Raw genomic sequence first — 15418 nt, forward strand, 5'->3', positions numbered from 1 at the left:
TGTCCTTGCTGTCGTCGGCAGGGGCCTTAAAACGTCATTGGCGCGATCGGTTCAATATCCGGGTCGTGGCCACCCACTTGGCTGGTGCGCAGTACCCAGGCCGATGCGCCGTACTTGAGAAACTTATGCACCACCACGTCGCTGGCCTTGCGGGGAAACACCGTGCGCCAGCTGCCCAGCCCCATCAATAGGTTACGCAAAGGTTCGTCTTCGATCGAGCTGCCCAGGTTAAATTCGTTCTTTTCCCAGGCGGGACGCAGGCCCCCCAAGGGTTGCAGGGTGTCTTTGAGGTCTTTGCCGAAGAGGGCGAGTTGATATAGGGGCTCAGCCTGGTCGGGGTGCTGATCAAGCAGAGCATCGGCATGGTGGTAGAGGCTGACACCAATGCCTTGCAAACTGGCAAACAGCGCCTGGTTAGAGTCTTGGGAGCAGTTATTGGACGGGCCGACAAAGGTGCCGCCGGTGCCGTCGCCAATGCGGTAGCGGGCGGTCATCGCTTGCAGGTGGGCCTCCATGCGGGTGAGGGGAGAGCGGCGCTCATCGTCAAAGTAGTAGTAGCGGTTGAAGGCGTCGAGCTTAACTAAAATGTCGCAGGTGGGGCGGGTGCCCAGCCAGCCCCGCTGGCGATCGCCCTGATACCGCGACCAGTGAATCGTGCCCGCAATTAGCCCGTCAATGTTGTGGGCGTAGACCTGGTAATAGCGAATCTCAAACCGCCGTTCATCAGCCAGCGGGTCGTACACCACGTCGGCCCGACCGTAGGCAAAGTGGCCAAAGAAAATCGGGGTGGCGGCGGCGGGCTCTCGGTGGTTGCCGCCGATGCCGCCGTAGGTGTGGAGGATGAGGGCGCGATCGCCCACCTGCCACTCGTCGATTGCGTCGCGAATCGCCTCGGGTCGCCCGTTGTCGCGCACCGTACAGAGCACCGAGCTGACCTTGCCTTTTTGGGCCACCACGTCGGCCCACGACTCGTTGCGAATGTAGCGGTAGGCTGATTTTGCTCCGCCAAATACAACGCGATCGGGCTGGAGCCGAAACAGTGCCCTGGGAGCGAGAGCCTGCACCACAAAGGTGCCACTGGCATCAGGCGCGCCGTAGATATACCAACCAGTCTCGTTGTAGGGCGATCGCTCCAGACCTTCTGTAGTAGAGGGGTGGCTGCCGTAGACCGCCATTGGGGCCACCGGGGGCAGGCTCACCCCCTCTTCGGGGCCATCAAAAGCGCGGCTGGCCTTGTTGAAATGCCGTACTCGCCACTGGTCGCCCGATGAGCCCACAAACTGCACCAGGCCGTAGTAGCGCCCCGTCACCTCCATCGGCTGAGCCGCGATCAAAAGCGTGACCCCGTCGCGATCGAGCACCACCTGGGGATTTTCGACCACTACCACCAGGTCATCCTCCGGCAGCGACCCGGCCAGAGATTCTAACGGGTCGACCCGCAGCCAGTGGTTGAGCCGCACCGGATTAACCACGCCGCCAAAGCGGCTGGCATACTCGGCATCCGCGCTAAAGTGCACATCGTGGGTGACGGCTTGCACCATCTGTTGGGTGAGGGGGTGGTCAGACCAGCGCAGCTTTACCACTCGACCCACCAGCCTGCGGTGATCGTTGGGCGCGTGGTGAATTTCGTAGAAGACACCGCCAAAGCGCTCGGCCTTGGCGGGCAAAATCAGCCGCCCAATCCAGTCGCCAATGGGCACGTAGAGCGCTAGGTTAGGGTGCTGATCGAGCGGATAGCTCTCGTACTGCACCAGGGGATGGGCGCGAAAGATATCGTAGTTATTTGCCTTGCTGCCCCGCTCCAGCCCGGTTTCTAAGATTTCACCCCGCAGAATGGCGTTGATAGTGTCGATGGTCTGAGTCAAGGAACTGCGGCCATCGGGCAGCACCAGCTTGGGGTCGAGAATGCCCCCCGGCACCTGATGGCCCACCGGCCCCAGGGAAATGAACGAGATTTTGCCCCTGCGCTTCGCCCGATTCCAGAACGAGAGCGGAAACAGCCGCCAGCGCCCCGGAAAAATCTTTGGCCCCAGCTTTTCCACCACATCCTTCTCGCCTGAGAGGTGATAGAGATGCTCCAGTTGGAGTAGGTTGATGTTGGCACTCATCACCCCACCCAGGGAGATGACGTCGATGGGCGCACCTAGGGCCCGCTTGAGGTAGGGGGCGCTGGCACAGCACATCTGCCCGCCGCCGCTGTAGCCCATCAGCGTGACGGGGGTGCCGCTGCCCACTCGGTAGCCATTTTTGATCAGACCGTTAAACACCACCTGGGCAATGCCCTGGTTGTAGAGCGGGCCGTAGCGCTTGTCAGCCGACACCCCCACAATCAGCACGTTGCGAATGTTGACCAGCAGACCCAGCACGCTCATGGGGTTGGCAAATCGCAGCCTGTCAGCGTAGCGCCACAGAAACGACAGGGGCCGATCTTCATCCAGGGGCGCATTCATCACCGAGTAGGGCATGATGCCGCGAATCAGCGCCACGCCCTGGGGCAGGGTGGGGGCCAGGGTGTCGAGAAATTCTTCGATGTCGGGCAGGTACTCAAAGCTGGAAATGCCGATGCCGTCAAGGTAAACCATGTAGCGGCTGACCTGGCTGTGGTCGACCACGGGTTCAGCCAGTTCTCCGGCGTTGACGGTGGTGTTAACCTCGTCGTCATACCAGCCGGCCCACCAGCCCAGAGTTTCGAGCGGGGCCAGCAGCCCGGCCACCACCAGAGCGACAATACCAATCCAGACAAAGTTCAGCACTAGCAGCGCCAGGCTGGGCAGACCGCTCAACCAGCCAAACCACCAGGCTCGAATAGGCCGCAGCAGTGCCAGCACCACTACCGTTAGCACCGCCATAGCGCCTAGGACGAGCAGTGTCTTAAAGCTATCAAGGCGATCGCCGTTTGAACCGGCATTGACCGAGACGGTCGAGCCCCCGACTCTGGCCAGAGCTAGGGTCGGAGGCTCACCAGTGACAGCGGCGATCGCATCCCCCTGACTGAGGGCGCTGAATCGCTGGGTAAACTCTTCGTGCCAGCGGGTAGAGGTGTCGGCCAACCCCGCTTGATACGACTCGGTCAAAGCTCGGCGATTGGTGACGAGATCGACCCCCGCCGCCCGATTGGCAATGCGCTTGCCCAAGTTGGCAATGGGCTGACCCACAGTGTTTTGCAAAACTTGCAGCAAAATCCAGCCCAGGGCAATGTAGCTAAAGGCATGGCTGGTGCCCAGGTTGGCGATCGCCCCAAAGCCCACCACCATAGCCAGCAAATGCCACACCGACAGCAGGTTGAGAATGGGCACCCCCAGGTAGGGCAATGCTCCCAAAAAGCTAAACAGCAGCGGGGCGTAGGCCAACCCCAGCACCGTCACCAGCTGCCCCAGGGGAAGGTTCTGCGACCAAGGGGCCAGGGTCACTAGCCAGGTACTCACCACCAAGGCCAAAAAACCAAAGGCAAACAGCACCGCATTAATGCCCAGACTGAGCACAAATCGGGCGGGCCGCACCTGGTTAATGAAGAGAATAATACTCTGCCCAATGCCCTGAGATAGCCCCGCCAGCAAAACCACTAACAGCGCCAGGCTTCTCCCCGCTGGTACGGTGGTGGCAATGCGAAAAGCCTCGTCGTTGAGAGCAAACACGTAGCCCAGCACTTCCCAGAAGCGATCTAGCATTGGCTCAGCCTCAACCTTGTGCCGAGATTTTACTCCAAGGTTAAAGGCAAAACTGCCACTGTTAGGTTAAATGAAGGATTTTGGAGCGATTGCGAAACGAACGCTCCACGAATCGCAACGTTAGCTCAGACTAGGCACGAAAGGGGACGCACGTTGCTGAATGCGGCTTAGCCAACACAGGCTTTTCTCACTTTAACCCACCGCCAGCATGGCCTCAGCGGTCATTGCCCAATCGGGAAAAGTAGGCGATTCAACCACAGCTTTTCCCTCAAATGTGGCTTCGCCAATGCCACGCCACTTGTACTGATTGCGCTTTTCTAAATAGTCACGGCGGCGATTCTCGGCTCCTGGGCTAACCACCTCGACTACCCGCTAAGGGGGAGCCATCTGTAGGGTAATGGCCGCTTGCCCCAGCTTGCGCATCTGCTCGGGATAATCAGATGCAGCATTTGTCAGGTCGGGACAGCAATTTTTGGGCTGACCTGGCACAGCTAGGGCCAAACCCTGGAGACAAATTTGAGCAGCATCTACCAACACTTTCAATACGTCTTAACGCTTTAGGGCGCAACGCAAATTGTCGTACAGCTCTGGCGGCATCTCAACCAATTCTCCGTTAGTGAGTTCGTAGTAGCCTTCGACCTCCTGGGCGTAGGAGAGAACGTTGCTAAAGGGCAATTGAGCGACCCAAGAAGCCCAAGGCACTGGAGAAAAGTCTAGTGATCGGTGAGTTGCATGGTATATCTAGGCTTGGTGATTGGAAACGTTAGCTTGTTTCAGTTCTTGATTGAGGCACCGTAAAAAAAGAACTGTGGAGTACATCCATAACATCAGTTTCAGTAGTGCGATTTTTAATTTTGCATCCCCAAAAAATGTCGAAGCTTCGTCTAAAACTCTATGTATCTTGCATTGCGTTCGTTCTTTGCCCTGGCATAGCAAGTCCTGTTTTTGCAATTTCCAACCAATCAGTTATCAGTCTTGCCAGAGAGAACTACTCCATTGCCACAGCTCTAGAGAGTTATCCATCTATTACACCTATCCAAGAACCTAATGTTGAAGTTGAGGGTGCCGACATAACATTGACAGAAGCAACAATAACTGATGCACCGTCAGCTCTTGAGCAAGCATTAGAACTTGGTGATAAAGCGACTGAACAAAGTAACGTTGCAGCTAGTAGTGAGGACTGGGGTAACGTTTCTCGCCAATGGTTAAAAGCTATTGACCTTCTTCAGCAAGCTTCTCAAGATGAGGCGCAACGCAGTGAAGCATCGCAAAAAATTGGAGAATACCAACAAAATCTTGCTGACTCGACACGCGAGTTCTTTGCTTTAAGCTCTGGAGAAGGAACAACATCCGGAAGAGCAAGAGTCGGAGCGTCGATGTCGGCTATAGCTCGAAATAACTCTCCTGCTTTTCAGGATAAAAAAACCGAGTACGATACCTGGGAATTAATTCATCGTAAAAACACATTGCGATTAAGTTTTTACTCCAGCATTGCAATTTTTGCATTAGTAGTTGTCATTGTGATAGCTGGGATTCTTCTATCTTATGAGCAGCTTAGAAGGGGCTTGTCATCAGAAACAAAGTTTTCCGTTAAAGGAGGTACGGTCGAGCTCAGCTCTTCGATCATTGGTCTTTTGGTTTTGTTTATATCACTAGCTTTCTTCTACCTCTACTTGCTGGAAGTTTATCCCATACATGAGATTGGAGCAAAAATTGAAGACAATTCTGGTTTAACTGGTGAAATCAAATGAATTACTAGACTATAAGTTATCGTTGATGATTGTAGTTTCAGATAGAGCTGTCTAACAGTCACCAAGCTAAACAACCGTGGTGCAGCGAGTTGTTGCGATATGCTAGTAGAGTTACAAAGAACTTTGCAACCGCTGACCACGAAGATTAGACTAATTTGAGAGAATGGAAAGACTCAAATACTGTAGCTATTTGAGTTAGCGCAACGCTGCATTTACGTCAGATAATGCCCGAGTTGTTGCGCCAGAATTTGTACATGAGGTTGTTTTAGCAACGATAAATGATTACCGGGAACTTCGTGTAGTTGTATATTCTTAACTAATTCACTCCAGCCCAGTGTTTCATCAAATTGATTAGCATCTGATTGTTCTGCTGCCTTAAATAGGGCGATCGCCTGAGAATAAGGCTGAGGCACATAATCTTGGGTTGCCTGACTATTCGCATAGACAATAGGCAGCATGGCATTAATGGCAGATTCATCCGCCAGGCGCAGTCGAGACTCTTCGGGAATGAGTCGGGTGATGGCTGACCATTGCCAGCGAGAGAACCAGGAATTTTGAGATTGCAGGCGCTGGGTCGCTAGTGCGCCAAGATCCAACAAAAATGGCAGGGTAGACCAGAGGGCAGTTTTCATCAAGAATTTGAAACTTTGAGAAAAAGAGGGTTTGGTGCAGGGCGCAACCGTATCGAAAATTGCCAGCAGTTCAACTTTTTCGCCTGCTTGAGTCAGTTGTTGCGCCATCTCAAAGGCAACTAACCCCCCAAAAGACCAACCTCCTAGGTAATAGGGGCCGTGGGGCTGAAGGGTTTGAATGGCCTGAATGTAATAGGCCGCGATCGCCTCCATGCGATTCAGCGGGCGAGATTTGCCATCCAGCCCCAGAGGTTGCAACCCATAGAAACTGCGATCGCTCTTCAGGTGATGAGCCAGTTCTAAATAGGGAAATACAACCCCGAACATAGGATGCACACAGAAGAAGGGAGGCTCGCTACCGCCCAAAGCTAGGGGAACGAGTGGTGAAGTAGGGGGTAGGGTGAGTGAAGTTTCCTGTTGGGGAGGAACAGAAATGACCTGAGACGGCTGACTGAGCAACGTCGATTGTTTGCGCCGATAAGCGGTGCGATCGAGTCGAACAAGGGGAGGAGTGGTTGGGGTGGTATCGCGTAATGCGTCCAGAATGGGTGCTAGTTGGGCAATGGTAGGAGCTGCAAAGACATTCTTTAGCGGGAGTTCTAACTTAAAGGTGTCGCGGATGCGAGAGGTCATTTGGGTGGCTAATAGGGAATGCCCACCCGACTCAAAAAAGTTATCGTGACGGTTGACATGCTTGAGTTGTAAGAGTTCTTGCCAGATCTCAATGAGAGCCGTCTCGGTTGAAGTTTGGGGTGCGTTTGACGCAGGCAGATCGTTATGCTGAGCGTGGTCAAGCGGGGGAAGGGCACGTCGATCGACTTTACCACTCGAATTTAACGGCAGGGTGGCTAACGGCACAAACGCCGCAGGAACCATGTAGTCAGGTAACGCCTGAGTGAGATATTGCCGAAGCTCAGGAATGAGTTGCCGAGCGATATTTGCCTGAAGGGGATAGTTGGTGAACGGCTGGGGCGATCGCTCGTTGTGCGGTAATACATCCTCCGCTGCATCAACCCCATGACGAATTAACATTACATCGTAATCCCCAGCCGCAGAAGATGTTGACCAAGTAATCTCTACGGTGTAGGGCAGTGTTGTTTCTAAATTCCACCAGTCCTGCGGATCGATTGCTAAGCTTTCAGTGTCTTTCAATTGCTCTCGCATTCGCCCAACGGTTTTGGGTGCTTTTTTATTCTGAAGCCAGTTTGCTGTTGTAACAGCACCATTCACTCGGCTATTGGCCACATTCGTGATGATGAAAATTTCTGGCTCAGCGGCAAGGAGTTGCTGGTGGGTCTCTTGGACGGTCACTGAATGATGTTTCCAGTCAAGTTGCTCCCTCGGATCTCTAATAGCTAGCGTAGGTTGAGCTGAGGCACAAAACCCAACATCACGGGATTGTTCCACTCGCAGCAAAACGTTGTAACGGAACTGTGTCATTTCATTCTGGCTATGGCCCCGCGTGAGTCGAATATCAACCTGTCGAATTTGGGTAAATTGCGATCGCAGCGCATAAAAGAACGCTGGATCAATGGCCAATTCTGGCTCTTCAAACTGCGATCGCTCAACTTGATGCCAGAGTTGCGATCGCTCTACACCATCCTCTGCCTGAACAAATTTCATCCAGCTATGAAATGCAGGTAATAAGGCTAGGTTTCGCACATCTCCAACAAATAAAATGCCATTCTCTGCTACAGTTGCAATTGCTTTTTCTAAAACCTGCATTAAATAGGCTTCGTCTGGAAAGTACTGCACAACCGAGTTCAAAATCACGACATCAAACGATTCCAGATCAATTCCCTCAAAATCGGTTGCTATACGCTGTAAAAGCTCAATATGGGAGAAATTTAGATTGTCTAGTTGAGCTTGAACTGACGATAGAGAAACCGCCGAAAAGTCTGTGCCTACATACTGCTGACAATGCGGTGCAATTTGAAATAACAACAATCCTGTACCACAGCCAATCTCCAAAACGCGCTTAGGTTTCAGTGCGAGAATTTGCTGAACGCGATCGCTCACCCATTCCTGCATCTGCTCAAGGGGAATGGGTTTTCCGGTGTAGCTGCTGTTCCAGCCAGTGATGTTGAATTGTGGATTGCTGGGTTCTGGGTGCTGAGGGGTTCCTGTAGATTGGTAAGTTTGGTTGTAGAGGGTTTGCCAGTGTTGCAGGTGTTGAGTTTGGAGCGATCGCAGACCTGTTTCTTTCAGGTAGTCAGTATCAAGGCTGAAGTAGGCAATCAGAGACGATGCAGCGGAGGGGATGACAACGGCATCTTGAATCGCGGGATGACGCTGTAGTGTCGTTTCAATTTCACCCAATTCCACCCGAAAACCCCGAATCTTGATCTGGTGATCTATTCGGCCCAGAAAATGAATAGTGCCATCACGGTTATACAGGACGCGATCGCCGGTTTTATAGAGAGTTGACTGCTGTTTATTAGTTGGGGAGAAAACACCTTTTAAGTCAGTACTGACAAACCGTTTCATCGTCAAACCCGGACGATTGAGATACCCTTGGGCGACTCCTGCCCCCCCGATGTACAACTCCCCTGGGATTCCTGCGGGAACGGGGTTTAAGTGAGCATCTAAAATATAGACCTGAGTATTGAGAATAGGACGACCAATCGTAAGAGGATTGTCTCCTGGATGAAGTTCGGCAACGGTGGCCCAGATGGTAGTTTCGGTGGGGCCGTAAGCGTTGAAGAAGCGGCGGTTGGCAGCCCAGCGATCGATTACCTGGCTGGAGCAGATTTCTCCCCCAGTGATTAACACTTGAAGATTAGGCAATTCTCCAGAGGGCAAAACGGCGAGTACGGCTGGCGTCATTAGAGCGTGAGTGATGGCATGCTCTTGCAGAAATTGCATCAGTGCCATACCCGGTAATTGGGCAGACTGAGGAGGAATATATAAGGTGCCGCCAGAGCCAAGGGCAAGGGCAATCTCGAAAATAGACGCATCAAAGCTGAGAGAGCTAAATTGCAAAACTCGGCTAGTGCGGTTGGGCTGAAAGACCTGTTGTTGAGCCCGTACCACGTTACATAGACCCCAGTGAGAGAGTAGAACTCCCTTAGGGGTGCCCGTAGAGCCAGAGGTATAGATGACGTAGGCAAGATCGGGAAACCCCTCACCCCCTAGCCTTCTGTCCCCATGACGAGAGAGGAGAGACTGAGCCGATAAGGTTTCCCCTGATTTTCTACTTTCTTCCTGCTCTTGCTCCCCTTCTCCCTTATCGGGAGAAGGGGTTGGGGAATGAGGGCACAACGGCTGGTCTAAGCAAACAATGGTTGCTGAAGTTGCGGGTAAGGATTCGGTAAGCCAAGACTGCGTTAGCAGAATAGAAACTTGCGTGTCATTGAGAATGAATTGGAGGCGATCGCTTGGATAGGTCGGGTCAAGCGGCACATAAGCTCCTCCCGCTTTGAGAATGCCGAGAATGCCAATCACCATGTCGGCAGAGCGATCGACACACAACCCCACCAGGGAATTGGGTTGAACTCTCATTTTTCTCAGGCTTTGTCCTAACTGATCGGCCTGACGATCGAGTGCTTGATAGGTAAGAGTTTGGAATTCGGTGACAAGAGCGATCGTCTTTGGAGTCTGCTTTGCATAGGCTTCAACAAAGTGATGAAAGTAAACTATCTCCTTCACTGGAGAAGCTTCTACGCTGGTTTTCTCCTGATGAGAAAATCCGGCTGGACTTCCGGTCTTCCCATTCTTTAAACATCCGCTCCAGTCATGCAAAATCTGCTGATTTTCTTCGGGTGTGAGCAACGGCAAGTCTGATAATCGAGCATCTGGATTCGCGACAATCCCTTCTAAAAGCGTTTTGAAATGACCGACCAAGCGCGCAATTCTATCGCGATCGAACAGATCAGTGCTGTAGGAGATGAAGCCGCCCAAACCGTCTTGCGATCGCCAAAAACTCTTCAACCCGTGGGCGGGTTCCCACAGGTGCACCTCCAGATCAAAGCGGGTGCTGGCAGAGTCTAGAGGTGCAGGTTCTAGCGTCAGTGCAGGTAGATCTAGGGGCTGCATGGGGGCGTTTTGCAGGGCAAAAGCCACCTGAAATAATGGGTTGCGGCTCAGGTCGCGATCGGGATCTAATTCTTCAACCAGTTTCTCAAAGGGTAGATCTTGATGCTCATAGGCTCCTAGGGCAACCTGGCGAACCTGCTCCAGCAGTTCACGAAAGGTAGGATTGCCCGACAACTCCGATCGCATCACCAAACTGTTTACAAAAAAGCCGATTAATCCCTCCACCTCACTGCGATGGCGGTTGGCAATGGGAGTTCCAATCGCAATGTCTTCTTGGCCTGTGTATCGATAAAGTAAGGTTTGAAACGCGGCCAGCAGGGTCATAAACAGAGATGTTCCAGACTGCTGGCTGAATGTTTCTAGTGCCTGGGAAAGGGCAGGGGAAATGTGTACGGGATAGGTCGCGCCTCGATAGGTTTGAACAGCAGGACGGGGGCGATCGCTCGGCAATTCCAGTACAGGCAAGTCTTGCAATTGTTGCCGCCAGTAACTCAATTGTTTCTCTAAAACCTCTCCCTGCAACCAGTTATGCTGCCAGCGGGCAAAGTCAGCGTATTGAATTGGCAAGGGAGGTAAAGTCGGCGATCGATCCTCCACAAATGCCGTATAGAAATAGCCCAGTTCTCGAATCAATATTCCTAAAGACCATCCATCGGCAACAATGTGATGCATGGTCAGCAACAACACAGATTCGGCTGCGTCAAAATGCAGCAGTGTCATGCGCACTAGAGAGTCGGTCGTTAAGTTAAATGGGCGTTGAGCTTCGGCTGCCGCTAATTGTTGCCGAATGCGATCGCGTTCACTAATCGCAACCGCTTGCAAATTCACAACAGCAAGTTCGACATTGGCGTTAGGTTCAACGACTTGAACGGGTTGCCCATCCACAGTTGTAAATCGGGTACGCAGGGCAGCATGGCGATGCACAATTTCTTGGAGCGATCGCTCCAGTGCAGAGCGATCGAGCGCTCCCTTTAAGTGAATGGCGGCAGGTACGTTGTAGAAGGGATTGTGAGGGGCGAGCTGGTAGAGAAACCAGAGCCGCTGTTGGGCAAAGGAGAGGGGGGAGGTAGATGTGTGGGAGGGAGAGTGGGTGGATGGAAAACTATCTTTTGGATGCAGTTCTCCGCTGCCTAAATTTATTTGTAGATAGGTAATGAGTTCGGCTTTGCGGTCGGTTAATTCTTGACGGAGGGCGGGGGTGAGGGTTCCTTCGGGGGCGTTGCAGCGGAGCCGAGTCTGGTTATTTTCAACGGTAGGATCAGTTTCGATGGAGAGCTTAATATCGAGTTGGTGGAGGTGGGAAATAAAGTCAGCGATCGCCCGGTTGGTCATAGGTCTATTTCCTCACGTCGTTGAGAATTAACTCCGCTTTGATCGCTTATTAATGCGGTGAAGTCGGGTTGGAGCGTTGCCTGGAGGGTATTGATCTGCTGCGCTAATTCGGCAATGGTAGGGGTTTCAAAGATGCTTCGCAGGGGCAGCTCGATATGTAAGCGATCACGTACCCGTGAAACGACCTGAGTAGCTAACAAGGAATGTCCTCCCAGTTCAAAAAAGTTGTCGTCAATGCCCACTTGTTGTCCCAATAGCTGCACCCAAATTTCCACTAACGTTGCTTCCAAAGACGTTGTAGGAGCTGTCGTTGCACTGGATTCTGCCCTGTGCAATGTTGGGGGTGGTAATGCTTTCTGGTCTACTTTGCCGTTAGCCGTTAGAGGCAGCCTATCCAGCACCACAAACGCCGCAGGAATCATGTATGCAGGAAGCCGTTTTTTTAGTAGCGATCGCAGTTCTCGTTCTATCAGGGCTGCCGCTGCATTGAGCACAATATAGGCAACCAACTGTCGATCTTGATCAATCTCCCGCACGACAACAATCACGGCTTGCACCGATGAATGTTGCGCGATCGTCAGTTCAATCTCACTTAGCTCTACTCGAAATCCCCGAATTTTAATCTGGTTATCTGCACGGCCTAAAAACTCCAAATTGCCGTCAGGATGGTAGAGCGCACGATCGCCTGTTTTGTATAAAAACTCATTGATATTTTCCCTTATCCAATCCTGTGGCCAACTACTAGATGAGCAATCTATAAACTTTTCAGCCGTCAAGTCCGGACGATTCAAATACCCTTTTGCTAAACCGTTCCCACCTAAATAGATTTCACCAACGACCCCTGCCGGAACCGGGTTCATGTGGGCATCGAACAGATACGTTTGAGTATTGGCGATCGCCATGCCAATAGGAATTGTTGCAGCATTTTGGGGAATTTCTTGAATCTCGTACCAGGTGGAAAACGTTGTATTTTCTGTAGGGCCGTACACATGTAGCAGGTGTTGGGGTTTGCCCTGTTGCACCAGCGATCGCACCCGCTCAACATTCACCATTTCACCGCCAAACAGCAGATATTTAAGCGATCGAAAGGCATCAGGAATTTGACTAACGGTTTGATTTAACAAAGCGGTGGTAAGAAACAGAATACTAATATTTAGCTGCTGTAATGTGCCAGAAAAATCAGCGGGAGACAGGGTGATTTCTCGCTCGATGCCGATTAGCTGTGCGCCGTTTAACAAGGCCCCCCACACTTCAAAGGTGGCGGCATCAAAGGCGAGGTTGGCTACCTGAGCCATGCGATCGCCAGCTCTGATCTGCACATAATCCGTATTGCACACCAACCGATTGACCGCTCGATGAGGCACCATAACGCCTTTAGGAGTGCCCGTAGAGCCAGAGGTATAAATCACATAGGCAAGCTGAGCAGCGGCATAGGGAGTACATAAGTTCTGCTCTGATTCCTGGGCGATCGCGTCCCATGCCTGCTCTAAACAAACCACCTGAGTGGTCGCTGTTTGCAATTCGTCTACCCAGTTTGCTTCTGAGAGAACAACGGTAATTCCCGCATCCTCGACCATAAAGCGCAACCGCTCTACCGGATAACTGGGGTCAAGAGGTACGTAAACTCCTCCCGCTTTGAGAATGGCCAACATGGCAGCGATCGCTTCTATCCCCCGTTCCAGGCAGATGCCGACGGGCATCTCTGTGCCAATGCCCAGCCGTTGCAAATATCGTGCCAGTTGGTTGCTGCCCTGATTTAACTGCTGATAGGTGAATTGTTGGTTGCTAAATTGCAGGGCAATCGCATCAGGTCGTTCTCTCACCTGAGCTTCAAATAGATGATGAATACAATCATTAGGATTGCTGGATTGATTGATAATCCACCGTTTGATTAACTCTTGTTGGTCTTCAGTTGTAAGTAATGACAGGGCAGAAAGAGGCGTGTTTGGGTTAGCAGAAATTCCCTCTAGCAGGGTTTGAAAGTGCTTGAGCAGGGATGCGATCGCGCTGGCCTCAAACACCTCAGCGTTGTAAATCACCATGCCCCGTAACCCGTTTGAGTGTTGCCAACCCTTACCCCACAAATTTCTAAAGTTATCTTCACAGATCCAAACGTAAAATTCCAGATCAAAGCGAGATGTCTTGGTCTCCAGATCTACCGGGCTGAGAATTAGCCCCGGCAATTCTAGTTGCGTCATGGGTGAGTTTTGCAGGGCAAACACCACTTGAAATAGGGGATTTTGACCAAGTTTACGAACGGGCTGTAGTTCCTCGACCAGCTTTTCAAACGGCAAATCTTGATGATCGTAGGCGGCTAGAGTAACCTCCCGTACTCGCTCTAACAATTCCAAAAACGTTGGATCGCCTTCTAGGTTAGTTCGCAGAACCAGGCTATTCACAAAAAAGCCGATTAGCCCCTCCAATTCACTCTGATGCCGATTGGCAATGGGAGTGCCGATCGCTAAATCGGTTTGCCCGGTATAGCGGTGCAGCAGGGTTTGAAATGCCGCCAGCAGGGTCATAAACAGCGTCACTTCTGCCTGTTGGCTCAGGTTTTCTAACGCCTCCAATAATCGCTGAGGCAGTTCCAGCAATTGACTTGCGCCCTGAGACCTTTGGGATAATGACTGTCCTGATATGGGCAATGATGCACCTGGCAGTTGCAGCACTGGGACATCTTTTAACTGCTGTTTCCAATAGCTCAACTGAGTATTCAGCACTTCACCCTGCAACCATTGCCGCTGCCAGTGAGCAAAATCTGCATATTGAATCGGCAATTCGGGCAGTACAACAGATTTATTTTGAACTGAAGCGGCATATCCTTCACCCAATTCTCGAATCAAAACACCACTTGACCATTCATCAAAAATAATGTGATGCAGCGCAATGAGCATCAGGTGTTCGTCATCCTGCAATTGCCACAGTTGCACTCGAAAGAGTGGTTGCTGATTGAGGTGAAACGGGTGTTGGAGAGTTTGCCAGATGTCTTGTAACGCTATGACTTCGCGATCGGGGGCAGGGTGCGATCGCAAATCTATCAGCGGCAGTGGCACATCCACCTGATCGGCGACGATCTGCATTAATTGACCATCAACGACATCAAAGGAGGTTCGCAAAATTTCGTGCCGCCGCACAATCGTCTGCATACTGCACTGGAGATGCGATCGCTGTAAATCACCGCTAAGGCGAAATACTAGAGGACTCGTATAAAGAGCATCTCCCGGCAGTAGCTGGTCAATAAACCACAAACGCTGCTGGGCAAACGAGGCGGGAAAGACAAAAACATCTGCCTCAATGTGCGCCTGAGTCGGTTCGTCTACAATCATTTACACCCTGCATCTGTTGAACCCCACTCTGTTGTAAGGAAAAAGAAGAGTTGAGAATTATGCTTTAGGGTAGATTTTGACAAAAATCTCTGTGTCTTTTTATTGCGCGCTCACTAATAAAAGGCTGTATAACGCTGAATGCACCTGTTTACACAAAATATTTCAACTTGTTCATTAAAATTGCTGCAATTTTAGGCAAGGCTAGTAGTCACTATTAAGCTCAATCTGCAAGGTGCATTCGTCAACCTCTATGGTTTAGTCGAGGGCGAAATGCTTATATCTAACATTTTCACTGCACTAGAACAAAAACAGGCGTTGCTGATCAACGGTATAATTTGCCCCCCTAGCCCCCCAATTCTGGGGGGAACCAGACGACTTCAAAGCCCCCCAAGTTTGGGGGGTTGGGGGCGATGCAGCAACTGTTGCTTTTGCAGATTCATTCCTCAATTCAGCAACGCCCAAAAACAATCTGTCGTTGAGCGACAAAAGCCATTGCGTCCAGCGAGCGCGTTCTGCATGGTGGCCGTTCGATTTAAACGGCTCGATGGATGAGCGCAATGAGGGCGATCCCTAAGAGGGCGTTTGAAAAGGGGTAGGGGTGTAGCCAATTAAGCCAAGCGCCTGAGCATGATGCGAACCATAGCAATCTGGAGCATAGCCTCAGCGTTTTCAGG

General features: G+C 51.6%; 6 protein-coding genes. 1 reads left to right on the plus strand and 5 read right to left on the minus strand.

The window, feature by feature from the left end:
* Positions 1–26: 26 nt before the first annotated feature.
* The 3 genes from H6G07_RS24735 to H6G07_RS24745 all read right to left on the minus strand — a co-directional run bounded on the left by H6G07_RS24735 (position 27) and on the right by H6G07_RS24745 (position 4370).
* Positions 27–3668, minus strand: a complete 3642-nt coding sequence (locus H6G07_RS24735) for a CAAX protease (protein ID WP_073610995.1) — start codon at positions 3666–3668, stop codon at positions 27–29.
* A 192-nt stretch (positions 3669–3860) separates the two neighbouring features.
* Positions 3861–4028, minus strand: a complete 168-nt coding sequence (locus tag H6G07_RS24740; RefSeq protein WP_171973104.1) for a hypothetical protein — start codon at positions 4026–4028, stop codon at positions 3861–3863.
* 189 nt (positions 4029–4217) lie between these two features.
* Complete coding sequence (locus H6G07_RS24745; RefSeq protein ID WP_171973105.1) at positions 4218–4370, minus strand: hypothetical protein; 153 nt, start codon at positions 4368–4370, stop codon at positions 4218–4220.
* Between the two features lie 167 nt (positions 4371–4537).
* On the opposite strand from H6G07_RS24745, the gene H6G07_RS24750 reads away from it, so the two are divergent.
* Positions 4538–5419 carry a hypothetical protein gene (locus H6G07_RS24750; RefSeq protein ID WP_073610996.1) on the plus strand — a complete coding sequence of 294 codons (882 nt, stop codon included), beginning with the start codon at positions 4538–4540 and terminating at the stop codon, positions 5417–5419.
* Between the two features lie 212 nt (positions 5420–5631).
* Here H6G07_RS24750 and H6G07_RS24755 read toward each other — a convergent pair whose 3' ends face one another.
* Both H6G07_RS24755 and H6G07_RS24760 read right to left on the minus strand, forming a co-directional pair.
* Complete coding sequence (locus H6G07_RS24755) at positions 5632–11418, minus strand: non-ribosomal peptide synthetase (protein WP_073610997.1); 5787 nt, start codon at positions 11416–11418, stop codon at positions 5632–5634.
* Positions 11415–14744 (minus strand): non-ribosomal peptide synthetase, encoded by a 3330-nt coding sequence (locus H6G07_RS24760; protein ID WP_073610998.1) that lies wholly within the window; start codon positions 14742–14744, stop codon positions 11415–11417. Before H6G07_RS24760 ends, H6G07_RS24755 begins: the two co-directional genes overlap by 4 nt.
* Between the last annotated feature and the right edge of the window lie 674 nt (positions 14745–15418).

Source organism: Phormidium tenue FACHB-1052, assembly GCF_014696675.1.
GTDB classification, from domain to species: domain Bacteria; phylum Cyanobacteriota; class Cyanobacteriia; order Phormidesmidales; family Phormidesmidaceae; genus Nodosilinea; species Nodosilinea tenuis_A.

What these genes read in the sequence shown, in the direction of transcription:
- H6G07_RS24735 (WP_073610995.1), bottom strand. Translation starts at nt 3,668, where the DNA reads ATGCTAGATCGCTTCTGGGAAGTGCTGGGCTACGTGTTTGCTCTCAAC.
- H6G07_RS24750 (WP_073610996.1), top strand. Translation starts at nt 4,538, where the DNA reads ATGTCGAAGCTTCGTCTAAAACTCTATGTATCTTGCATTGCGTTCGTT.
- H6G07_RS24755 (WP_073610997.1), bottom strand. Translation starts at nt 11,418, where the DNA reads ATGACCAACCGGGCGATCGCTGACTTTATTTCCCACCTCCACCAACTC.
- H6G07_RS24760 (WP_073610998.1), bottom strand. Translation starts at nt 14,744, where the DNA reads ATGATTGTAGACGAACCGACTCAGGCGCACATTGAGGCAGATGTTTTT.